Genomic DNA, 19723 nt, shown 5'->3' with positions numbered 1-19723 from the left:
TCCGCGCTCCTCAGCATGACGGAAAAAGATTGCAGCTCGGTCGACGTCAGCCCGCCCGCTGCACGATCGGCGGCTTGGCGTTCAGTCCCTCGACCTGGAAGCCGGCGACGCGCTTGTAGTTGGCGGCAATGTCTTCCAGCTCCTGCTGCGACAGCACCTCGGTGACGACGCCGAAGCCGTTGGGTGCGCGCTCCTCGACCAGCTGCATCACCTGCTCCGGGCCGTTGCGGCGGTTCAGCATCACGAGATCCGTGGTCGCGGGTCGCCGCTCGGCCTCGTAGGCTGACAGCGCCGCCTGTGTCGGGCCATGCGCCAGGATCTCGCGCGTCAGCGTGCGGGCATCCAGGATCGCCTGCGAGGCGCCGTTGGAGCCGATCGGGTACATCGGATGCGCGGCGTCGCCGATCAGCGTGACGCGGCCGAAGGTCCATTGCGGGATCGGATCGCGGTCGACCAGCGGATATTCGTAGGCATGGGCACAGTTCCGGATCAGGCCGGGGACGTCGAGCCAGTTGAAATTCCAGCTCTCGAACCACGGCAGGAACTCGTCGAGCTTGGCGGTCCGGTTATAGTCCTCGCGGCGCCACTGATAGGTCGGCGGCATGTGGCGCTCGGCGATCCAGTTGATGTCGTACTTGCCGTCGGCGCCGGCCTGCTTCGAGATCGGATAGCAGACGAATTTCAGAATCTCGTGGCCGGCCATGATCATGGTGCGGCCGGTCAGGAAGGCATTCGCCCGCGTGATGCCGCGCCACAGGATGCGGCCGTTCCAGATCGGCGGCCCTTCCTGCGGATAGAGCTTCTCGCGCACCGCCGAATGGATGCCGTCGGCGGCGATCAGCACCGCGCCGTCATGGCTGCCGGCCGGCTTGCCGGTGGCGCGGTCGATGAAGTCGGCGCGGACGCCGTCAGCGGTCTCGGTCCAGCCGGTGAGGTGGTGGCTGGTCAGGATGTTTTCGGCTCCCAGCCGTTCGGTCGCGGCATCGAGCAGCAGCTGCTGCAGCCGGCCGCGATGGATCGAGAATTGCGGCCATTTGTAGCCGGCCTCGAGCCCGCGCGGCTCGCTCCAGATCGGCTTGCCGTGCTTGGAGAAATAGGCGAGCTCGCGAGTGCGCACGGCTGAGGCGTCGAGCACATCGTGCAGGCCGAGCTCGATCAGTTCGCGCACCGCATGTGGCAGCACGTTGATGCCGACGCCGAGCGGCTTCAGCTCTGGCACGCTCTCGAACACGCGGCACGGCACGCCGATCTGATGCAGGCTGAGGGCCAGCGTCAGCCCGCCAATTCCGCCACCTGCAATGAGCACAGTCATGAAAAAAGCCCTCTCGATTGACCATGGTCATCGCATGGCGGCCGTGCCGCGGGCAAGGTCTGCGGCACGGCGCGGGGTGGACGGCAACGGATGCCGCCGCTAACCTCCAGCGCATCCCATAAAAAACCAGGGCCAGGCTCGCAACGAGCCGACAAGGCCTGCAGAGGACAACGACATGCTCAAGCTCTATACCGCCCCCGGCACCTGTGCGCTCGCCTCCCATATCGCGCTGGCCGAAGTCGGCGCGCCCTACACGGTCGAGCGGCTGGACTTCAAGGTCAACCAGCAGAACAGCCCGGAATATCTCAAGATCAATCCGAAGGGCCGGGTGCCGTCGCTGGTGACCGATCGCGGCGTGCTCACCGAGACGCCGGCGATGCTGGCCTATATCGCGCAGACCTATCCGCAGGCGAAGCTCGCGCCGCTCGACGACGCCTTCGAATTCGCCAGGCTGCAGGCCTTCAATTCCTATCTGTGCTCGACCGTGCATGTCTGCCACGCCCACAAGATGCGCGGCGCGCGCTGGGCGACGCAGGAGACCTCGTTCGCCGACATGAAGGGGATGGTGCCGAAGACCATGGGCGCCTGCTTCAACCTGATCGAGCGCGACATGCTCAGGGGCCCGTGGGTGATGGGCGACAGCTACACGGTGGGCGACGCCTATCTCTACACGCTCACCCTCTGGCTTGACGGCGACGGCGTCGACATCGCGACCCTGCCCAAGGTGAAGGCGCATCGCGCGGCGATGGAGAGCCGGCCTGCGGTGCAGAAGGTGCTGGCCGAGCAGAGGGGGTAAGGCACCAAAAACTCGGTGTCGCAAAAAAAACGGTGTCGTCCCGGCGAAAGCCGGGACCCATAACCACCGCTGCCCGTCGTTCAAGAACGCTGGGGCCCCAGCGTCGCTCCACACAAACATTCGGGGTTATGGGTCCCGGCCTGCGCCGGGACGACGTGTGGATGGAGCGCGCCGTCACGCCTTCCCGGTCTCCAGCTCCCGTCCGGTCTCCAGCATCAGCTTGCGCAGCCAGATCGAGCCGGGATCCATCTGCGCCCGGGTCGGATAGAACATGTGCTGCTCGTCGATCCCGGGATCGAGCGGCGGCGTCACGGTCACCAGCGACAATTGCTTCGCCAGCGCGGCGATCAGGCGGCGCGGCACGAAGGCAACGAGGTCGGTGCGCGCGGTGACGTGCAGCGCCTCGATATAGCCCGGCACCACCAGCGCAATCCGCCGCTCGATGCCCTTGGCGCGCAGCCAGGTGTCGATCAGATCTTCGTTGTGGCCACGGATGATCACGGCGACATGCCGCGCGGCCAGGAACGCCTCGCGCTTCCTGAGCTTCGCGCCGGCGGGGTGGCCGCGGCGCACCGCGAGCGCATCGATGTCGGTGTAGAGCCGCTGGCGGTGAAAGCCCTTGAAGGCATTGCCGATCGAGATCACGAGATCGATGGTGCGGGCGTAGTCCGGCGTGAAGATCGTGGAGCTCCGCCACGGCACCACGTCGATGGTGACGTTCGGCGCCAGTCGCGTGACCTTCTCCATCAACGGTGGCATCAACAGTTCGACCGCGAGGTCGGGCATCATCAGACGGAAGTGCCGCTCGCTGCGTGCGGCGTCGAAATCGTCCGCCACGAACAGCGTGCGCACCTGTTCGAGCGCCTGCGCCAGCGGCGAGCGTAGTGCCTGTGCCCGTGGCGTCAGCTCCATCCGCGCGCCGTTGCGCACCAGCAAGGGATCGCCGATCAGGTCGCGCAGCCGCTGCAGCGCATGGCTGGTCGCCGGCTGCGACAAATTGAGCCGCAGCGCGGCGCGGCTGACGCTGCCGTCGCGCAGCAGCGCGTCGAGCGCGACCAGCAGATTGAGGTCAAGCGAATTCAAATTCATCAGGTGAATATATATCATACCACCTATCGATTGGAAGAATGTCGATCAGGGCGGCATGTTGCGAGGCAAGGCGTTTTCACGCGAAGCGGTCACCGTTTCGCGCGGGCAAGCGCCTGACATCAGAGTCACCCCATCGCAAGGAGACGCGCCATGAGCGCAGCCGACAACAAGAAACTGGTGCAGGAGATGTTCGTGATCGCGGGCAGCCCCGATCCCGCGGTGCGCGAAAAATCGCTGTTCATGGCAACGCTTGCCGACGACGCGATCTGGACCGTGACCGGGCAATATTCCTGGTCGCGTACCTTTACCGGCAAGCAATCGATCATGAACGATCTGCACGGCCATGTCCGCTCGCGGCTGGTCGAGCGCGGCCGCACCGTCGCTCATCGCATCATCGCCGACGACGACATCGTCGTGATCGAGGCCAAGGGCAACAACCTGACCAAGGAAGGGCAGCGCTACGACAACGATTATTGCCTGGTGTTCCGCTTCGACGGCGGACGGATCAAGGAGGTGCGGGAATATTGCGACTCGGTCCTGACCGAGACGGCGCTCGGCCCGTTTCCGGCGGCCGCGGTTCGCGCGGCGGGTTGAAGCACTGACGGCAGCGCTGGTCTGGTTCGCCCAATGGCGCGAGAATCGGCGCGCATGGCGGCAGCTTGCCGTCATGAGTGAACGCGAGCTGCAGGATATCGGCGTCTGCCGTGCCGACGTCGTCCGTCATCGCCGTGATGAGAATGGCAGCCAGTACTGGCCGCCGTAAGCTGCGATGCGAAGTGCGCAGGGTGGGTCACGCGTCAGCGCGCCCACCCTGCGCAGCGTCTAACGACGGCTTATGCCACCTTGTTCTTGAGGTGGCCGAACATGATGTCGCGCGCCGCGTCGTCCATCTCGGCCTTGAAGGTGTGCTTGTCCTTCAGCGCGATGGCGCGCGCCGCCGCCGGTCGCGCCGAGATCTCGTCGACCAGCCGCTTCACGTTCGGGTATTTGGCGTAGTTCTCCTCGCCGAGCACGAACGGCGCCATCCGCGCCCAGCCCCAGAACGCCATGTCGACAATGGTGTAGCTGTCGCCGACCATGTAACGCTGCTTCGCCAGATGATCGTCGAGGATCTTGTAGTGGCGGTTCGCCTCGTACTGGTAACGGTTGTTGGCGTAGTCGAGATCCTTCGGCGCGAAATGCTTGAAGTGCACCGCCTGGCCGGAATACGGGCCGACGCCGGTCGCGATGAACATCAGCCATGACAGCGTCGCGGCGCGGTTGGCCGGGGTGTTGGCGGGCAGGAACTTGCCGTGCTCCTCGGCGAGGTAGAGCAGGATGGCATTGCTGTCGAACACCAGCACGCCGTCATCGTCGATCGCCGGCACTTTGCCGTTCGGGTTGACCTTGAGGAATTCGGGCGCGAACTGCTCGCCCTTGCGGGTGTCGACCGGAATCGCCTCGAACGGCAGGCCGGACTCTTCCAGGAACAGGGCGACCTTGTTCGGGTTCGGCGCGCCATTGAAATAGAATTTGATCATGAAGTGACTCCCTTGGTTCTTGCGACCGGCGAGACGGGACGCGGCGGGCGAGCGCCGCAGACGGCCCCTCATGCGCAAAATTCGCTGCAATGCGCAAGCGACGAGTTTGTGAATCAGGGTCGCGTGGCGCGCTGGTCAGCCGACCCAGAGGAAGCCCATGATACCCGCGACGACCAGCGCAATTCCCGCGACATCAAGCACGACGGCGGAGCGGGTCGCGGCGTGCAGGTTTGACATCTGCGTCGCACGCTCGGAGCCGCGGGCAACGCCGTGGACGATGACCGCTTCATTGAACTCGCCATGCGCCTCGAGGCCGAGCGTCAGTCCGACGCAGACCAGCAGGATGCCGAAGATGATCAGGCCGAAGAATCCGAGCAGGCCGATCAGCAGCATCGGAAACATGCCGAGCAGGAAGATCGGCAGCAGCGGCACCAGCAGAAGTGTCTCGGATTGTCTTCGCATCAGGCGACCAATCGAAACGGCGAGTGACGAGCCCATATCCTAGGCCCCGGCGTCGCGGCGTGGCAATCGAAAATCAAATGGCTGGCCTGCGTCCCCTGCGCTCAGCGCGTGGCGGTGCCCGTCCTGACAAAGGGCACGATGGTCGGCATCGTGACGATCTGGCTGGTGTCGAGCTTGAGCCGGCCGCCGCTTTGCAGGCCGTCCAACGCGCAGGGCGTCGCAGCGCCGTCCGGCGCAAGGAACATGGCGAGGTCGATGTCGCCGCCGCGGTGGTGCACCAGCGTGACGTCCGGCTTGATGCCGAGCAGCGTGGCGAAGTCTCCTGAATAGGGTGCGGCGGGATTGATCCAACTGCCGCTGCCCACGGGTGCTATGAACCGGATGCGCGACGGATCAACGCCGACGACTCCCGGAACCCCGCGAGGATCGTTGGACACCACGGTGAGCCGCGCGATGCAGGGTGCCGCGCCGGTGAAGACGAAGATGCTCGGGTTTTGATTGCGGATCACAATGTCGAGCGGCCCGCGATCGCCGGGGATTCGTATTTCGTGGGCGGTCGCGGCGCGCGGCAGCAAGACGGGGGTTTCCTGTCCGTCGAGGACATCGGCGATGAAGACACGGCGCGCCGGCGGGTCACCGCGGCGCCACACCGGTCGGGTGTCATCGGCGCAGTAGTTCATCCATCCCGCCGGATGTCCGACCAGGCCGCAGGTGTCGGCCGGCACCGAATTGGCGGCGCACGCCTCGGCCAGCACGTTGCGATAGCGCGTCAGCCGCTCGACTTTCTCGCACCAGCGCACCTGCCTGCGCAGCTGCATTTGCACCGAAGTCGCTGGATCGGCGGCGAGGCGTCGCATCGTCGCCCAAAGGCCCTGGTCGAGCGGCGCGGCCGCGATCAACTCGACGGCACGCTGCGTGTCGTCCGGCTGGCCGCTCGCGCTGAGCTGATCGGCCAGCATGCGCTGGTCCTCGATACTCAGCGCTTGCGGCGGCACGATGGTGTGCTCGTCGATACCGAGCGCCTTCAACACGAACTGACCCGGCTCCGGCGCCGCGATTTGCGAGCCGGCGACGGCCCGGTACCGCGGTGGTTCGCGCGGCCGCATGACGGGTCCGACGACCCAATGAAAATGCATCTCGGGGAAGCCGATGAACTCGTTGTATGCGACCACGCGCTCATCGCTGCCTTGGTGCAGCGCGAGCTCGAGCGTCCAGGTAACCGGCGTATTGAAGTCGCGATGCGTCGTGATCCAGGAATGCGGCGCGGTGAACGGATCGGGGTAGAACACGAGCCCGTCGCTCGGCACCTTGTCGGCCGGCACGGCGATCGCGCAGCTGCGCCATCCGGTCAGCACCACCATCTCGTCGCGCTCGGTGCGCCGCTTGCGGCAGTCGTCGCGCGCCGCGACCTCGATGCGCCATTTCTTCAGGTTGGCGGCGTCGTAGCGGGGGCCAAGCACCGCATAGATTTCGAACAGCCCGGTTTCGGCGAGGAAGTACGCGAACGGCTCGACCTCTTGCCGGCTGCTCTGAATGATCAGCACCCGCGGATGATCGTTGGCGCTCGGCTTGGCGCGCGGCCACGAGGCAATGTCGGCGGCCCGCGTGGAGGCGAGCGATCTGGCGGTCATCCACTGACCGGCGAAATAGCCGGGGGTCACGAGCCCCAGCACGATCAGGGCCCAGCCGGCCTTGCCGCGGCGGAGCAGCCACAGGCCGATGATGATCGGAATCAGCGTCAGCGCGTAGATGATCGCGCCGCGGAGGAAGATCAGGAGATAAAGCAGACCGAAAAATGCCATCCCGTCTCATCCTGCGAGGCGAGGTACGGCGGCTGCGCGGCGAATGCGAAGCGCCGCTACACGGTGGGCGTTCAGCCCACCGTCATCCCGGAGCGGATCTCGGCGCGCAGCTCGTCGATCAGCCGCAGGCCGTTCTTGGTCTCGACATGCCAGAAGGTCCAGCCGTTGCAGGCGCCCGAGCCTTGCGCCACCGCGCCGATGCGGTGGATCGAGCCGACCTTGTCGCCGAGCATGATGGCGCCGTCGGCACGAACCAGCGCACCGTGGCGCTTCTTGGCATCGACCAGTCTGGCGCCGGGTACGATCATGCCGCGCTCGATCAGCTCGGAGAACGCCACCCGCGGCGCCTCGCGTGCGGTCATGAACGGCGCCAGGGTTGCTTCCGGCAGCGGCTCGATCGCGGCGATGCGGGCTTCGGCGGCGGCCGCATAGGTCCGGTCGCGCTCGAAGCCGATATAGTTGCGGCCGAGGCGCTTGGCGACCGCACCTGTCGTTCCGGTGCCGTTGAACGGATCGATCACGAGATCGCCGGGTTTCGACGACGACAGCAGCACGCGGGCGAGCAGCTGCTCGGGCTTCTGGGTCGGATGAACCTTCTTGCCGTCGTCGCCCTTGAGGCGCTCCTCGCCGGTGCACAGCGGGATCAGCCAGTCGGAGCGCGCCTGCACGTCCTCATTGGACGCCTTCAGCGCTTCATAGTTGAAAGTGTAGCCCTTGGCCTTCTCGTCGCGCGCGGCCCAGATCATGGTCTCGTGCGCGTTGGTGAAGCGGCGGCCGCGGAAGTTCGGCATCGGATTGGACTTGCGCCACACAATGTCGTTCAGGAGCCAGAAGCCGAGGTCCTGCATGATCGCGCCGACGCGGAAGATATTGTGATAGGAGCCGATCACCCACAGCGTCGCCGACGGCTTCATCACGCGGCGGGCGGCAAGCAGCCAGGCGCGGGTGAAATCGTCATAGGCGGCGAACGACGAGAACTTGTCCCAGTCGTCGTTGACGGCATCGACATGCGATTCGTCGGGGCGCTTGAGGTCGCCCTTGAGCTGCAGATTGTAGGGAGGGTCTGCGAAGACCAGGTCGACCGAGCCGGCCTGAAGCTTCGACATCTCGGCCACGCAATCGCCAATGACGATGTGGCTCGACGGGGCACTCTCAAATTTAGTGCGGGGCGCCCTTGCAGACGCCCCGCGACGCGACACTACCATGACTCAAGAACTCTGACTCAGGCGACGCTGTCGGCGACGCGGGACTAAACAACCGACTGGCGTCACATTGACCGGGCAAAGTAAAAATCGACTTAATTGGAAATCGTCATGCAAAAGATTGCAGCATCTTTTGAACGGCGTGGCGCATTGCGATCGGCGTTGTGCTGCAACATCAGCGCGTTCGGCGAAAAATTTGCGGATCATCAAACCGGCACGATTCAGCCGGTAGATACGGCCTCATTCGCAGCCGTTTGCACCGCAAGCGTGTGCGTCTTCCGGACTAGGCAATTATTGCCGGGCAGGATATTGATTAACAGAATGGAAATTTTAAGTTGGTGTGTCCCACGTTGGGTCGCCGACTGGAATAAAGGGAAACCGCCATGCGCTATGATGATTTCCGCCGCAGCGACGACATCGAAGACCGTCGCGACGACAGTGGCGGCGGCGGCGGCGGTGGTGGCGGCTTCGGCATTCCGATGGGCGGCGGTGGCGGGCTCGGCATCGGCACGGTCATCGTGCTCGGCCTGCTCGGCTATGCCTTCGGCATCGACCCGCGCATCCTGATCGGCGGCGCCGAGATTCTCACCGGCGGCGGCCAGGCGCCGACCTACCAGACCGACCGCCAGTCGTCGGGCGGCCAGGCCAAGCGCGGCGCGCCGACCGACGAGATGGGCAGCATGATCGCCGGCATCCTCGGTGAAATCGACGATCGCTGGAGCGAGATCTTCCAGGCCTCGGGCCAGACCTATACCGGTCCGAAGATCGTGCTGTTCCGCAACGCCACCAATGGCGGCCGCTGCGGCATGGCGCAATCGGCGATGGGACCGTTCTACTGCCCGCCGGACAAGACCATCTTCCTCGACACCGGCTTCTTCCGCGAGGTCGAGACGCGCTTCCGCGGCTGCTCGGGCAACGCCTGCAAGTTCACTGCGGCCTATATCATCGCGCATGAGGCCGGCCATCACATCCAGAACCTGCTCGGCATCATCCCGCGCGTGAACCGGCTGCAGCAACAGGCCGGAAGCAAGGCCGAGGCCAACGCGCTGCAGGTCAAGGTCGAGTTGCAGGCCGACTGTCTCTCCGGCGTCTGGGTCAACCGCGAGGAGAAGAAGCGGCCGGGCTTCCTCGAGGCCGGCGATATCGACGCCGCGCTGACCACCGCGAACGCGATCGGCGACGACACGCTGCAGCGGCAGGCGACGGGCAGGGTGGTGCCTGATTCCTTCACCCACGGCTCCGCCGCGCAGCGCAAGCAATGGTTCATGACCGGCTACCAGCAGGGCACCGTGCAGGCCTGCAACACGTTCGGCGGGGGGTAGTCAGCTCTACGTCGCGTCATCCCCGGATGAGCGCATTCGCGCTCACTCGGGAGGTGCTCGCCCCTTCGGCGAGCCCCTCGAAGGATAAAGCGCCCGTGGCCCATCCTTCGAGGCTCGCAAGGGCTCGCACCTCAGGATGACGGCTGTGGGTCTGGAAAGAGGTGCAGATGTCCTCGATCGACGAATCCAAATCGTTCATCCCGCTCGGCATCGCGGTGTTGACGATTTCCGACACCCGCTCGCTGGCGGATGACAAGTCCGGCACCACGCTGGCCGACCGTCTCACCGCGGCCGGTCACAAGCTCGCGGCGCGCGAGATCGTCACCGATGACGTCGAGGCGATCCGCGCGGTGATCCGGCGCTGGATCGCGGATCCCGCCGTCGATGCCGTCATCACCACCGGCGGCACCGGCTTCACTGGGCGCGACGTCACGCCGGAGGCGGTCGAGCCGCTGTTCGAGAAGCGGATGGACGGCTTTTCGATCGCCTTCCACATGCTGAGCCACGCCAAGATCGGGGCATCGACGATCCAGAGCCGCGCCACCGCCGGCGTTGCCGGCGCCACCTTCATCTTCTGCCTGCCCGGCTCGCCCGGCGCCTGCCGCGACGGCTGGGACGGCATTTTGGCCGCGCAGCTCGATTACCGCACGCGGCCCTGCAATTTCGTCGAGATCATGCCGCGGCTGGACGAACATCTGCGCCGCCCGAAGGCGAAAGGCGCGAGCGCGTAAGCACGCTCTATCCACGTCATTCCGGGGCATCGCGCAGCAATGAGCCCGGAATGACGGAAGAGGATGTGGAGTCCTAAAGCTCCATCTCCCAGGTCTCTCCGACCAGGTCGACGCCGAAGCTATGGTGCTTCTCTTCCTTGATGCGCTGGAAGCCGGCGCGGGCGTAGATGCCGCGCGCGGCGAGCAGGATGCTCTGGGTCCACAGCGTCATCTTCGTGTAGCCCATCTCGCGCGCCGAGCGGATGCATTGCTCGACCAGCGCGCGGCCGACGCCGAGCCCGCGCGCCTTGTCCTCGACCGCCAGCAGCCGCAGCTTGGCGACCCCGTCGCCGCCATTGACCAGGAACACCGAGCCGACCGGCTCGCCGTCGACCTCCGCGATCCAGCAATGCTCGCGGGCCGGATCGAACGATCGCAGAAACTGGGCGCAGATCTCGGCCACCAGCGCCTCGTAGCTGATGTCCCAGCCATACTCCTCCGCATAGACGCGGCCTTGTTGCGAGATCACCCAGCCCATGTCGCCGATCCGATGGCTGCGCAGCAGGAAGCCGACCGGCTTTTGGGCCGCGGGCTCCAGCGACTGCTCGATCGTGCCCATCGCGCGCACCACCGCGGCGCGGCGGTCGCCGTCCATCTGCTTCAGCAGCGCGCCGACCTCGTCGCGCGAGCGGCGGTCGAGATCGGCGGCTGCGGTGCGGCCCCTGGCGGTCAGGGCGACCTCATTGACGCGCTTGTCGACCTTTGACGGCTTGCGCGTCACGATCTGGCGGCGCTGCAGCGCCGCCAACGTCCGGCTGACGAAGCCGGCATCGAGGTCGAGATCGCGCACCAGGTCGGTCGCGGTGCAGTTCGCACGATGCGCGAGCTCGTAGATGATGCGCGCTTCCTGCAGCGTGAAGATCGAGCGCAACAGCTTCGGCTCGATGATGCCGAGCTTGCGGGTGTAGAACCGGCTGAAGCCGCGGATCGCGGCGACCTGGCTCTCGAGGGCGGTGTCATTGGAATTTGATTTCATCAAACATATTATTTGATGAAATCAAATAATCCGCAAGGGCGCATAACGCGCTTTTTTGCGCGAACTGCTGCCCGCTTTGCGTTGAATATGCCTTACGCGACCATGATCCGGCTGCGCAGCATGGTGCGCGAGGAGCGGCCGAGCCGGCGCAGCAGCCGCGCCTCGGAGCGGCGGGCATCCGGCCGGTAGCCGCCGATCCGCTCATAATGTTCGCGCGCGATCAGGAGCCCCTGCTCGGCCGAGGGGCCTGAGATCATCCGGGCGACGAATTTGAGGCCGTCGCGCAGGCCGGGATCGGTGTAGGGCGCGCGGGCGTAGCGGAAGATGCCGGCGCGGTCCTTGCCGCTCGCCGCCACCATCTGGATGAACTGGGTCGTCTCTTCGATCCAGCCGGCATCGAGCACCGCGCCCGGATGCAGGAACATCAGCCAGGGCGACCGCGCCTGCCGGGCGCCGGCGGCGAGTGCCGCCGCGCGGGTGCCCGCGAAGCGCAGGAAGTGGCAACCGGCGACGTCGGCGACGCGCTCGATCACGTCGGTGTCGGTGCGGTCGACCAGCAGCACCTCGCGGACCACGCCGGCGGCCGCGCCCGGCACCAGCGCTGCGAGCGTCGCGACCGCAGTGCGCTCGACCCCGTCGGTTGGAATGATCACGCTCAGCATGAATTGAGGCTTCGCTGGCTCAAACGGTTCAAGAAACTCGCGCCGTGTTATCACCTTGTCATATTCAAAGCAGCCTGTGCGCCTGCAGATTTTTGCGTCATCAGTTTGTGGATTTTCTTGCGCCGTGTTCTTGATTTGTTCTTTCGATGTGCTAGCTTCAAAGCATGAGCCGAGCATCCTCTCATGCCCTCAAGCACCCGCCGGTAACGGCGCCCTCCGATAACCCGGCGGGTGCACCTTCACCTGTCCCTGCCCCTTTTCCCGAGCTTGCGGTCGCGATCGAGCGCGAGCGGCGGCGTGGCCGCGGCGCGCAGTCCAATGCCAGCGGCCGTTACGAGGCCGAGGCGCGGGTTGCCTTCGACGATGGTTGGCAGAGTCTCGAGGACCTGCCGCCGTTTACGACCAGCGTGGCGCTCGATACCTCGCGCAAGGTGATCACGCGCAACGACTCGCCCGACATCGGCTTCGACCGCTCGATCAATCCCTATCGCGGCTGCGAGCATGGCTGTGTCTATTGCTTCGCGCGGCCGACCCACGCCTATCTCGGTCTTTCGCCGGGGCTCGATTTCGAGTCCAAGCTGTTCGCCAAGCCGGATGCGCCGGCCTTGCTCGAGACCGAGCTGGCGGCGCCCGGCTACGAGGCGCGGATGATCGCGATCGGCACCAACACCGATCCCTACCAGCCGATCGAGCGCGATCGAAAGATCATGCGCGGCATTCTCGAGGTGCTGGAGCGCGCCGGCCATCCGGTCGGCATCGTCACCAAGTCCGCGCTGGTGACCCGCGACATCGACATCCTGGCGCGGATGGCCAAGCGCAATCTCGCCAAGGTCGCGCTCTCGGTGACGACGCTCGATCCGAAGCTCGCGCGCACCATGGAGCCGCGCGCCTCGACCCCGCCGAAGCGGCTCGAGGCGATCAAGCGGCTCGCGGACGCCGGCATCCCGACCACGGTGATGGTCGCCCCGGTGATCCCGGCGCTGAACGACTCCGAGATCGAGCGCATCCTCGATGCCGCCGTGCATGCCGGCGCCAAGGAGGCGAGCTATGTGCTGCTGCGGCTGCCGCTCGAGGTCCGCGATCTGTTTCGCGAATGGCTGATGGCGAACTATCCGGATCGCTATCGCCACGTCTTCACGCTGATCCGCGACATGCGCGGCGGCCGCGATTACGACTCGCAATGGGGCACGCGGATGAAGGGCACCGGCCCGATGGCCTGGATGATCGGCCGCCGCTTCGAGATCGCCTGCGAGAAGCTCGGCCTCAACAAGCGGCGGACCAAGCTGACCACCGATCACTTCGCCAAGCCGAAGCGCAACGGCCAGCAGCTCAGTCTGTTCTAGGTAACATGCGTAGCCCGGATGAAGCGCAGCGCAATCCGGGAAACCTGTGGCCGTGGAATGAGGTCCCGGATTACGCTTCGCTCCATCCGGGCTACGAAGAACCCATATGGCGACCAAGCTACAAAAGTGAGTGCACATCATGAGCAACGCCCCGACCGCACGCTTCACCGTCCTCACCCTCGGCGTCAGCGACATGCGCGCCAGCATCGCCTTCTACCAGTCGCTCGGCTTCGCCAGGAAGATGCGCGCGACCGGCGAGGAGGTCGCCTTCTTCGAGACCGGCGGCACCGTGCTCGGGCTGTTCCCGTGGCATCTGCTCGCCGACGACGCCGGGCTGCCCGATCAGCCGCGCCCGGCCGCATTCCACGGCGTCTCGATCGCCTGGAACTGCAACGACGATGCCGAGGTCGATCGCGTGATGGCGTTCGCGCTGTCGAAAGGCGCCAAATTGCTGAAGCCGGCGCAGCCGACCAGCTATGGCGGTTATTGCGGCTATTTCGGCGATCCCGACGGCCATGCCTGGGAAGTGGTGCGCGCGCCGGGTTTTGAGGTGCTGGAGAGCGGACTTGTGTCGATTCCCGACTAAAGCGCGCCGGACTGAATAGCGGGGAAGGGCGCCGGGTTCCCGGTTGCGCCGCGGGCCTTGCTTGATCACCATCCCCGCATGATTCGGGATAATTCCAAGAGCGCGTCAAAGACCGCGCCGAAGCAGGCGCCGGCCAAATCGGCCAAGCCGGCCAAGCCGGCCAAGCGAGTCGTTGCGGTGGCGCGGCCGAGCTTCCGGCGCGAGCGCGCGCTGATCAAGCGCGGCGTCTGGCCGGTCGCCGGGTGCGACGAGGCCGGCCGCGGTCCGCTGGCCGGGCCCGTGGTCGCCGCCGCCGTGGTGCTGGACCCCAATCGCGTTCCCAAGGGCCTCGATGATTCCAAGCGGCTGACCGCCGAGCGCCGGGAGGAACTGTTCGAGGAGATTTGCGCGACTGCGGCGTTCTCGGTCGCGGTGGCTTCGCCGGCGCGAATCGACCGCGACAATATCCTGCGCGCCTCGCTGTGGGCGCTGGCGCGCGCGGTGCACGCGCTGCCCGAGATGCCGAAGCACGTCTTCGTCGACGGCCGCGACAAGCTCGCCACGCCCTGCGACTGCGACGCCGTGATCGGCGGCGACGGCATCGTGGCCTCGATCGCGGCGGCCTCGATCATCGCCAAGGTGACGCGCGACCGCCTGATGTGCGCGCTGGCGCTGGATTGCCCCGGCTACGGTTTCGAGCAGCACAAGGGCTACGGCGTCCCCGAACACCTCGAGGCGCTGGACCGGCTCGGACCCAGCAGCCATCACCGCAGCTTCTTCGCCCCCGTCGTCGCGGCGCGGCTGAAGCATTTCCCTGTCCCCACCGAGCCCGACCTGTTCACGGTGGATGCCGAAAGCGAGGCCGCGGCCTCCGAAGCGGCGTAGCGCTCACCGTCCCAAGCCGACCTAACGCGTCATCACCCCACTCAACGCTGTCATCGCCCGGCTCGACCGGGCGATCCAGTATTCCAGAGGCGGCTGTGCTCAAGCCCAACCGCCGCGGCGTACTGGATGCCCCGCCTTCGCGGGGCATGACACCTGTATTGGCTTTGCACCGTGGACTCATCCGGCCCCGGTTGCCTCGACCGCCGCCGCCGTTTATCAAAACCCTCGGGATCAGATGGCGCCGCTGATTAGTGGCTGGGGCATTTCAGGCGTTTCATGCGGTTTACCTCCCTGGTTGTCGAACTGATCCGCGCCCGGCCGCGCCTCGTGGTGTGGGTCGTCGTGCTGGTGCAGGCGGCGATCTGGCTGTTGCTGCCGCTGATCTTCTACGGCAGCCCGCCCGGCAATCTCGCCACCGTCCTGGCCTTCGGCCGCGAATACCAGGTCGGCACCGACATGGGGCCGCCGCTGGCGTTCTGGCTTGCCGACATCGCCTTCCGCGCCGCCGGCAACCACGTGTTCGGCGTCTATCTGCTGGCACAGCTCTGCGAGATCGCCACCTTCATCGCCTTCTACCAATTGGCGCGCGCCATCGTCGGCGGCCCGCAGGGCGTGCTCGCGGTGCTGCTGTCGATGACGGTGGTGGTGTTCTCCTCGCCGAGCGTCGAGTTCGGCCCGCTGATCCTGGCGCGTCCGCTGTGGGCGCTGCTGCTGCTGCATTCCTGGCAGCTGATCGGGCAGAACCGGCGCAGCGCCTGGTTCGCCTGGTCGATCGATTGCGGCCTGCTGCTGCTGACGACGCCGGCGGCGATCGGCATGATCCTGCTCGTGGTCGGCTTCGCACTCGCAACCGAGCGCGGCCGGCGCACGCTGCGCGCGGTCGATCCGCTCTATGCGCTGCTGGTGATCATCGTGCTGGCGCTGCCCTATCTGATCTGGCTGATCCGCGCCGACGTGCTGGCGCTGCCGGCCTTGCCGGCGGCTGCCGACCTCAAGGCGCGGGCGCTGCGCTGGGGCGTCGTGCTCGGCGGACTGATCGTGGCGACGGGCGGGATCGTCGTGCTGGTGATCCTCAATTCGCGCCCGTTCGCCCGCGATGCCGAGGACGCGCCGATCATCTACCGTCCGCCGGTCAGTCCGCTGGCGCAGCAATTCGTCTATTTCTTCGCGTTCGCGCCGGCGATCGCGGGCAGCTTCATCGCGGGTCTGTTCGATCTCGATCGCGCCTTTGGCGGCGCCGGCGTCGCGCTGTTGATGTCGGGGCTCGCCGTCGTTGTCGCGACCGGCGAACTCATCCCGCTCAGGCGGCAGCGGCTGTTGCGCTCGGTCTGGGCCTTCGCGGTGGCGGCGCCCGCCGCCCTCGCGCTGGCCGCGGCGCTGTTCCTGCCCTGGACCAGCAGCACCGAGGCGCCGACGTCGCTGCCGGCGGCCGCGATGGGGCGCTTCTTCGACGACAGCTATGAGCGCCGCACCAACCAGCGGCTGCGCGCGGTGGCCGGCGATCCCGAGATCGCCAGCCTGATCGCGATGAACGGGCGCCGCCCGCATCTGTTGCTGGACGCCGCGCCGCAACGGACGCCATGGCTGTCGGTCGCGAAATTCGACGAGACCGGCGGCGTCGTGGTCTGGCGCGCGCAGGACACCGCCGGCACGCCGCCGCCCGAACTCGCGCAGCGCTTCCCGGGCCTGGTGCCCGAAGTGCCGCGCTCGTTCGATCGGCTGGTCAATGGACGGCTGCCGGTGCTGCGGATCGGCTGGGCGATCGTGCGGCCGAAGGGGTCGTGATGTGAAGCCGTAGCCCGGATGGAGCGAAGCGAAATCCGGGGCCACTTCCTCAACCTGCGCTGTCGGACCCGGATTGCGCTTCGCTCCATCCGGGCTACGAAGCTACAAGCTACGCCATCGCTTGCTGCAGCACCTTCGCGATCGCGCGCAGATCCTGCCACGACAGCCGCTTGTAGGACGGCGAGCGCAACAGATAGGCCGGATGGAAGGTGGCGACGGCGCGGATCGTGCGCGTGCCGGTGTCGTAGTCGATCCATTTGCCGCGCGTGCGCATGATGCCTTCGCGGGTGCCGAGCAGCGCCTGCGTCGAGGGATTGCCGAGCGTCACCAGCACGTCGGGATTCACCAGCTCGATATGGCGCTGGATGAAGGGCAGGCAGACCTGGGTCTCCTGCGGCGTCGGCGTGCGGTTGCCCGGCGGCCGCCACGGGATGACGTTGGCGATATAGGCCTTGCTGCGGTCGAGCCCGATCGCGGCGATCATGCGGTCGAGCAGCTTGCCGGAGCGGCCGACGAACGGCAGGCCCTCGATGTCCTCCTCGCGGCCCGGCGCCTCGCCGACGAACATCACGCGCGCCTCGGGGTTGCCGTCGGCGAACACCAGCCGGGTTGCGGTGTGCTTCAGCGCGCAGCCGTCGAACGTCTCCATCAGCGCACGCAAGGCTTCGAGCGTCGGCGCGGTCCGCGCGGCCTCGCGCGCGGAGGCGATCGCGGCCTCCGGTGCCACGGTGATTTCGCTGCGCGGAACGGCCGGCATCGGCGGCGGACGCAGCGGATTGAGCGCGACCGGCGGCCGCGGCGGCGCGGCGGGCGCGGGAACTGGCTCCGCCTCTTCCAGCCGGTTGATCGGCTCGTCGCCAAGCGCGCAATCGACCCCGGCCTCGAGGTAAAAGGCCAGCAATTGCTGCAGTGTAGGGGTGGGCTCGGGCGGCAGGGCCATCATCGCTGCAATCTAGAGCATGATCCGGAAAAGTGCAGGCTCCTTTTCGGAAAAGATTATTCTCTGCGGTATCCGGAGCGTTTTCGAGCGAAGTGGATACCGGTTCGCGTGGAGAAAACGCGTCAAAACAAGAATCTAGAGCCCCGTTCCGATTTCATCGGAACGGAAGGGCTCTAGACCGTGCAAATCCATGGAAGCGCAATTCCATGGTTGTCCTTCCGCCAAAAATCGGAAACAACGACTTTTGAAAAGCTTAGAAGCGTTCTCAATGGGCTGAGACCAAGATCATGAGTGCTGAAGACCTTCCTCCGCGCGAGTCTATGGAATTCGACGTCGTCATCGTCGGCGCCGGCCCGTCGGGCCTGTCGGCTGCGATCCGGCTCAAGCAGCTCAATCCGGAGCTCTCAATCGTCGTGGTGGAGAAGGGCTCCGAGGTCGGTGCGCACATCCTGTCGGGTGCGGTGATCGATCCGGTGTCGCTCGACAAACTGATCCCGGACTGGCGCGAGGATGCCGACTGTCCGTTGAAGACGCAGGTCACGAGCGACCGCTTCTACTGGACGACGTCGCAGGGCTGGTTCCGCATCCCGAACTTCATCATGCCGCCGTTGATGCACAACCATCACAACTACATCGGCTCGCTCGGCAACGTCTGCCGCTGGCTGGCGCCGAAGGCGGAAGCGCTCGGCGTCGAGATCTATCCGGGCTTCGCCGCCGCGGAAGTGCTCTATGACGACAAGGGCGCGGTGCGCGGCATCGCCACCGGTGACATGGGCATCGCCAAGGACGGCAGCCACAAGGATTCCTACACCCGCGGCATGGAGCTGCTCGGCAAGTACACGCTGTTCGCCGAGGGCGCTCGCGGCTCGCTCACCAAGCAGCTGATCGCCAATTACAAACTGGACGCCAACTCCGAGCCGCCGAAATTCGGCATCGGGCTCAAGGAAGTCTGGCAGATCGATCCGGCGAAGCACAAGAAGGGCCGGGTGCAGCATACGCTGGGCTGGCCGCTGAACGACAAGACCGGCGGCGGCTCGTTCCTCTATCACTACGACGACAACCGCGTCGCGGTCGGCTTCGTCGTCCATCTGAACTACAACGATCCCTATCTGTCGCCGTTCGATGAATTCCAGCGGATGAAGACCCACCCCGATATCCGCGAGCTGTTCGAGGGCGGCAAGCGGCTGGCCTACGGCGCGCGCGCCATCACCGAGGGCGGCTACCAGTCGGTGCCGCGGCTCTCGTTCCCTGGCGGTGCGTTGATCGGCTGCGCGGCCGGCTTCGTCAACGTGCCGCGCATCAAGGGCGTCCACAATGCGATGGGCTCCGGCATGCTCGCCGCCGAGCATCTTGCCGCCGCGCTCGGCGCCGGCCGCGCCAATGACGAGCTCGTCGAATACGAGAATGCCTGGCGTTCGTCGGCGATCGGCAAGGACCTGTTCAAGGTCCGCAACGCCAAGCCGCTATTGTCGAAGTTCGGCAATCTGCTCGGAATGGCGCTGTCCGGCTTCGACATGTGGTGCAACACGCTCGGCTTCTCGCTGTTCGGCACCCAGTCGCACGCCAAGCCCGACCGCAAGACGCTCGATCCGTCCAGGCAGCACCAGCCGATCGCCTATCCGAAGCCGGACGGCAAGATCTCGTTCGACAAGCTGTCGTCGGTGTTCCTGTCCAACACCAACCATGAGGAGGACCAGCCGGTCCATCTCAAGGTCGCCGACATGAACCTGCAGAAGACGTCGGAGCACGACGTGTTCGCCGGCCCCTCCAACCGCTATTGCCCGGCCGGCGTTTATGAGTGGGTCGAGGAGGGCGCCAGCCCGCGCTTCCAGATCAACGCCCAGAACTGCGTCCACTGCAAAACCTGCGACGTGAAGGACCCCAACGGCAACATCACCTGGGTTCCTCCGGAGGGCGGCGGCGGCCCGAACTACGAGGCGATGTAAGGCCAGGGTGAGGCGACGGCGGCCGACCACATTTGCGTGAGGCGCCGCGGTCAGGCTCCGTGCTCGGCTTCACCTCTCCCGCAAGGGGAAAGGTGGAACAGACCGCGTGGCGAGCCCCCTGAGGCGCTTTTTGCGTCCGCACGCGAATATGCGCGGCCCGGTCACGATACCGCCATAGTGGAAGCGTCTTGCGAAGGCTGGCTGGATCGGCGGGTCTAAGGGCCTAATCTGCCAATTGATTCGTCACGGATTGCCCCCGGGCGATCCTTGCGGATAGACGCCAAAACCGGCATTGTCCCCCGCCGTGATGCCGCCGCTTGGGTTCGCATTTTGAGACTGATCGCAA

19 protein-coding genes are annotated in these 19723 nt (G+C 66.1%); 10 read left to right on the top strand and 9 right to left on the bottom strand.

What is annotated here, in order from left to right; genetic code table 11:
• Nucleotides 1–46: 46 nt before the first annotated feature.
• Complete coding sequence (locus BRSPCE3_RS16420; RefSeq protein ID WP_244066939.1) at nucleotides 47–1312, bottom strand: flavin-dependent oxidoreductase; 1266 nt, start codon at nucleotides 1310–1312, stop codon at nucleotides 47–49.
• Between the two features lie 175 nt (nucleotides 1313–1487).
• Between BRSPCE3_RS16420 and BRSPCE3_RS16415 the strand changes: the two genes are divergently transcribed.
• Entirely contained in the window at nucleotides 1488–2108 is a 621-nt protein-coding gene (locus tag BRSPCE3_RS16415) for a glutathione S-transferase family protein (protein WP_244066938.1), read from the top strand.
• Between the two features lie 174 nt (nucleotides 2109–2282).
• Here BRSPCE3_RS16415 and BRSPCE3_RS16410 read toward each other — a convergent pair whose 3' ends face one another.
• Complete coding sequence (locus tag BRSPCE3_RS16410; protein ID WP_244066937.1) at nucleotides 2283–3197, bottom strand: LysR family transcriptional regulator; 915 nt, start codon at nucleotides 3195–3197, stop codon at nucleotides 2283–2285.
• A gap of 150 nt (nucleotides 3198–3347) precedes the next feature.
• Between BRSPCE3_RS16410 and BRSPCE3_RS16405 the strand changes: the two genes are divergently transcribed.
• Together BRSPCE3_RS16405 and BRSPCE3_RS36050 are read left to right on the top strand one after the other, a co-directional pair.
• The gene (locus BRSPCE3_RS16405) at nucleotides 3348–3791 is read left to right on the top strand and encodes a nuclear transport factor 2 family protein (protein ID WP_244066936.1); all 444 of its coding nucleotides are present in this window, start codon (nucleotides 3348–3350) and stop codon (nucleotides 3789–3791) included.
• Between the two features lie 4 nt (nucleotides 3792–3795).
• Nucleotides 3796–3960 carry a DUF1127 domain-containing protein gene (locus BRSPCE3_RS36050; RefSeq protein ID WP_309296309.1) on the top strand — a complete coding sequence of 55 codons (165 nt, stop codon included), beginning with the start codon at nucleotides 3796–3798 and terminating at the stop codon, nucleotides 3958–3960.
• Nucleotides 3961–4030: 70 nt separating this feature from the next.
• Here the strand turns inward: BRSPCE3_RS36050 and BRSPCE3_RS16400 are convergent, their stop codons facing one another.
• From BRSPCE3_RS16400 to BRSPCE3_RS16385, 4 genes are all read right to left on the bottom strand, one after another.
• Nucleotides 4031–4717, bottom strand: coding sequence for a glutathione S-transferase family protein (locus BRSPCE3_RS16400; RefSeq protein ID WP_244066934.1), 687 nt, complete (start codon nucleotides 4715–4717; stop codon nucleotides 4031–4033).
• A gap of 135 nt (nucleotides 4718–4852) precedes the next feature.
• Nucleotides 4853–5179 carry a hypothetical protein gene (locus BRSPCE3_RS16395; RefSeq protein WP_244066932.1) on the bottom strand — a complete coding sequence of 109 codons (327 nt, stop codon included), beginning with the start codon at nucleotides 5177–5179 and terminating at the stop codon, nucleotides 4853–4855.
• A 101-nt stretch (nucleotides 5180–5280) separates the two neighbouring features.
• Nucleotides 5281–6981: a hypothetical protein gene (locus tag BRSPCE3_RS16390; protein WP_244066930.1), complete on the bottom strand. Its 1701-nt coding sequence runs from the start codon at nucleotides 6979–6981 to the stop codon at nucleotides 5281–5283.
• Between the two features lie 71 nt (nucleotides 6982–7052).
• Complete coding sequence (locus tag BRSPCE3_RS16385; protein WP_244066928.1) at nucleotides 7053–8186, bottom strand: site-specific DNA-methyltransferase; 1134 nt, start codon at nucleotides 8184–8186, stop codon at nucleotides 7053–7055.
• 380 nt (nucleotides 8187–8566) lie between these two features.
• Here BRSPCE3_RS16385 and BRSPCE3_RS16380 point away from each other — a divergent pair, with 380 nt between their 5' ends.
• Together BRSPCE3_RS16380 and moaB are read left to right on the top strand one after the other, a co-directional pair.
• Entirely contained in the window at nucleotides 8567–9505 is a 939-nt protein-coding gene (locus BRSPCE3_RS16380; protein WP_244066926.1) for a neutral zinc metallopeptidase, read from the top strand.
• A gap of 167 nt (nucleotides 9506–9672) precedes the next feature.
• Nucleotides 9673–10236 (top strand): molybdenum cofactor biosynthesis protein B, encoded by a 564-nt coding sequence (gene moaB / locus BRSPCE3_RS16375; RefSeq protein ID WP_244066920.1) that lies wholly within the window; start codon nucleotides 9673–9675, stop codon nucleotides 10234–10236.
• Nucleotides 10237–10309: 73 nt separating this feature from the next.
• Here moaB and BRSPCE3_RS16370 read toward each other — a convergent pair whose 3' ends face one another.
• Nucleotides 10310–11251, bottom strand: a complete 942-nt coding sequence (locus BRSPCE3_RS16370; protein WP_244066918.1) for a helix-turn-helix domain-containing GNAT family N-acetyltransferase — start codon at nucleotides 11249–11251, stop codon at nucleotides 10310–10312.
• A gap of 92 nt (nucleotides 11252–11343) precedes the next feature.
• Entirely contained in the window at nucleotides 11344–11913 is a 570-nt protein-coding gene (locus BRSPCE3_RS16365; protein ID WP_244066917.1) for a glycosyl transferase, read from the bottom strand.
• A 164-nt stretch (nucleotides 11914–12077) separates the two neighbouring features.
• Between BRSPCE3_RS16365 and BRSPCE3_RS16360 the strand changes: the two genes are divergently transcribed.
• The 4 genes from BRSPCE3_RS16360 (at nucleotide 12078) to BRSPCE3_RS16345 (ending at nucleotide 16491) form a co-directional block, all read left to right on the top strand.
• A complete protein-coding gene (locus tag BRSPCE3_RS16360; RefSeq protein ID WP_244066916.1) occupies nucleotides 12078–13256 on the top strand; it encodes a PA0069 family radical SAM protein in 1179 nt (392 codons plus the stop codon).
• A 139-nt stretch (nucleotides 13257–13395) separates the two neighbouring features.
• A complete protein-coding gene (locus tag BRSPCE3_RS16355; RefSeq protein WP_244066915.1) occupies nucleotides 13396–13842 on the top strand; it encodes a VOC family protein in 447 nt (148 codons plus the stop codon).
• 78 nt (nucleotides 13843–13920) lie between these two features.
• The gene (locus tag BRSPCE3_RS16350) at nucleotides 13921–14706 is read left to right on the top strand and encodes a ribonuclease HII (RefSeq protein ID WP_244066914.1); all 786 of its coding nucleotides are present in this window, start codon (nucleotides 13921–13923) and stop codon (nucleotides 14704–14706) included.
• Nucleotides 14707–14982: 276 nt separating this feature from the next.
• Nucleotides 14983–16491: a glycosyltransferase family 39 protein gene (locus BRSPCE3_RS16345; RefSeq protein ID WP_244066913.1), complete on the top strand. Its 1509-nt coding sequence runs from the start codon at nucleotides 14983–14985 to the stop codon at nucleotides 16489–16491.
• A 109-nt stretch (nucleotides 16492–16600) separates the two neighbouring features.
• Here the strand turns inward: BRSPCE3_RS16345 and BRSPCE3_RS16340 are convergent, their stop codons facing one another.
• Nucleotides 16601–17434: a uracil-DNA glycosylase family protein gene (locus BRSPCE3_RS16340; RefSeq protein WP_375709917.1), complete on the bottom strand. Its 834-nt coding sequence runs from the start codon at nucleotides 17432–17434 to the stop codon at nucleotides 16601–16603.
• Between the two features lie 284 nt (nucleotides 17435–17718).
• Between BRSPCE3_RS16340 and BRSPCE3_RS16335 the strand changes: the two genes are divergently transcribed.
• On the top strand, nucleotides 17719–19377 hold the full coding sequence (locus tag BRSPCE3_RS16335; protein ID WP_244066912.1) for an electron transfer flavoprotein-ubiquinone oxidoreductase: 1659 nt from the start codon (nucleotides 17719–17721) through the stop codon (nucleotides 19375–19377).
• The last annotated feature ends 346 nt before the right edge of the window (nucleotides 19378–19723 follow it).

Source organism: Bradyrhizobium sp. Ce-3 (assembly GCF_022835695.1).
In the GTDB taxonomy this organism is placed as follows: Bacteria; Pseudomonadota; Alphaproteobacteria; order Rhizobiales; family Xanthobacteraceae; genus Bradyrhizobium.
The sequence above is the reverse complement of the archived record's forward strand: the minus strand, read 5'-3'. Positions and strand labels throughout refer to the sequence as shown.

Excerpts from the sequence above, each read along its gene's own strand:
- moaB (WP_244066920.1), top strand. The coding sequence starts at position 9,673 with ATGTCCTCGATCGACGAATCCAAATCGTTCATCCCGCTCGGCATCGCG.
- BRSPCE3_RS16420 (WP_244066939.1), bottom strand. The coding sequence starts at position 1,312 with ATGACTGTGCTCATTGCAGGTGGCGGAATTGGCGGGCTGACGCTGGCC.
- BRSPCE3_RS16370 (WP_244066918.1), bottom strand. The coding sequence starts at position 11,251 with ATGAAATCAAATTCCAATGACACCGCCCTCGAGAGCCAGGTCGCCGCG.
- BRSPCE3_RS16365 (WP_244066917.1), bottom strand. The coding sequence starts at position 11,913 with ATGCTGAGCGTGATCATTCCAACCGACGGGGTCGAGCGCACTGCGGTC.
- BRSPCE3_RS16405 (WP_244066936.1), top strand. The coding sequence starts at position 3,348 with ATGAGCGCAGCCGACAACAAGAAACTGGTGCAGGAGATGTTCGTGATC.
- BRSPCE3_RS16350 (WP_244066914.1), top strand. The coding sequence starts at position 13,921 with ATGATTCGGGATAATTCCAAGAGCGCGTCAAAGACCGCGCCGAAGCAG.
- BRSPCE3_RS16415 (WP_244066938.1), top strand. The coding sequence starts at position 1,488 with ATGCTCAAGCTCTATACCGCCCCCGGCACCTGTGCGCTCGCCTCCCAT.
- BRSPCE3_RS16390 (WP_244066930.1), bottom strand. The coding sequence starts at position 6,981 with ATGGCATTTTTCGGTCTGCTTTATCTCCTGATCTTCCTCCGCGGCGCG.
- BRSPCE3_RS16360 (WP_244066916.1), top strand. The coding sequence starts at position 12,078 with ATGAGCCGAGCATCCTCTCATGCCCTCAAGCACCCGCCGGTAACGGCG.
- BRSPCE3_RS16385 (WP_244066928.1), bottom strand. The coding sequence starts at position 8,186 with ATGGTAGTGTCGCGTCGCGGGGCGTCTGCAAGGGCGCCCCGCACTAAA.
- BRSPCE3_RS16380 (WP_244066926.1), top strand. The coding sequence starts at position 8,567 with ATGCGCTATGATGATTTCCGCCGCAGCGACGACATCGAAGACCGTCGC.
- BRSPCE3_RS16400 (WP_244066934.1), bottom strand. The coding sequence starts at position 4,717 with ATGATCAAATTCTATTTCAATGGCGCGCCGAACCCGAACAAGGTCGCC.
- BRSPCE3_RS16395 (WP_244066932.1), bottom strand. The coding sequence starts at position 5,179 with ATGCGAAGACAATCCGAGACACTTCTGCTGGTGCCGCTGCTGCCGATC.
- BRSPCE3_RS16355 (WP_244066915.1), top strand. The coding sequence starts at position 13,396 with ATGAGCAACGCCCCGACCGCACGCTTCACCGTCCTCACCCTCGGCGTC.
- BRSPCE3_RS16410 (WP_244066937.1), bottom strand. The coding sequence starts at position 3,197 with ATGAATTTGAATTCGCTTGACCTCAATCTGCTGGTCGCGCTCGACGCG.
- BRSPCE3_RS16340 (WP_375709917.1), bottom strand. The coding sequence starts at position 17,434 with ATGATGGCCCTGCCGCCCGAGCCCACCCCTACACTGCAGCAATTGCTG.
- BRSPCE3_RS16345 (WP_244066913.1), top strand. The coding sequence starts at position 14,983 with ATGCGGTTTACCTCCCTGGTTGTCGAACTGATCCGCGCCCGGCCGCGC.
- BRSPCE3_RS16335 (WP_244066912.1), top strand. The coding sequence starts at position 17,719 with ATGAGTGCTGAAGACCTTCCTCCGCGCGAGTCTATGGAATTCGACGTC.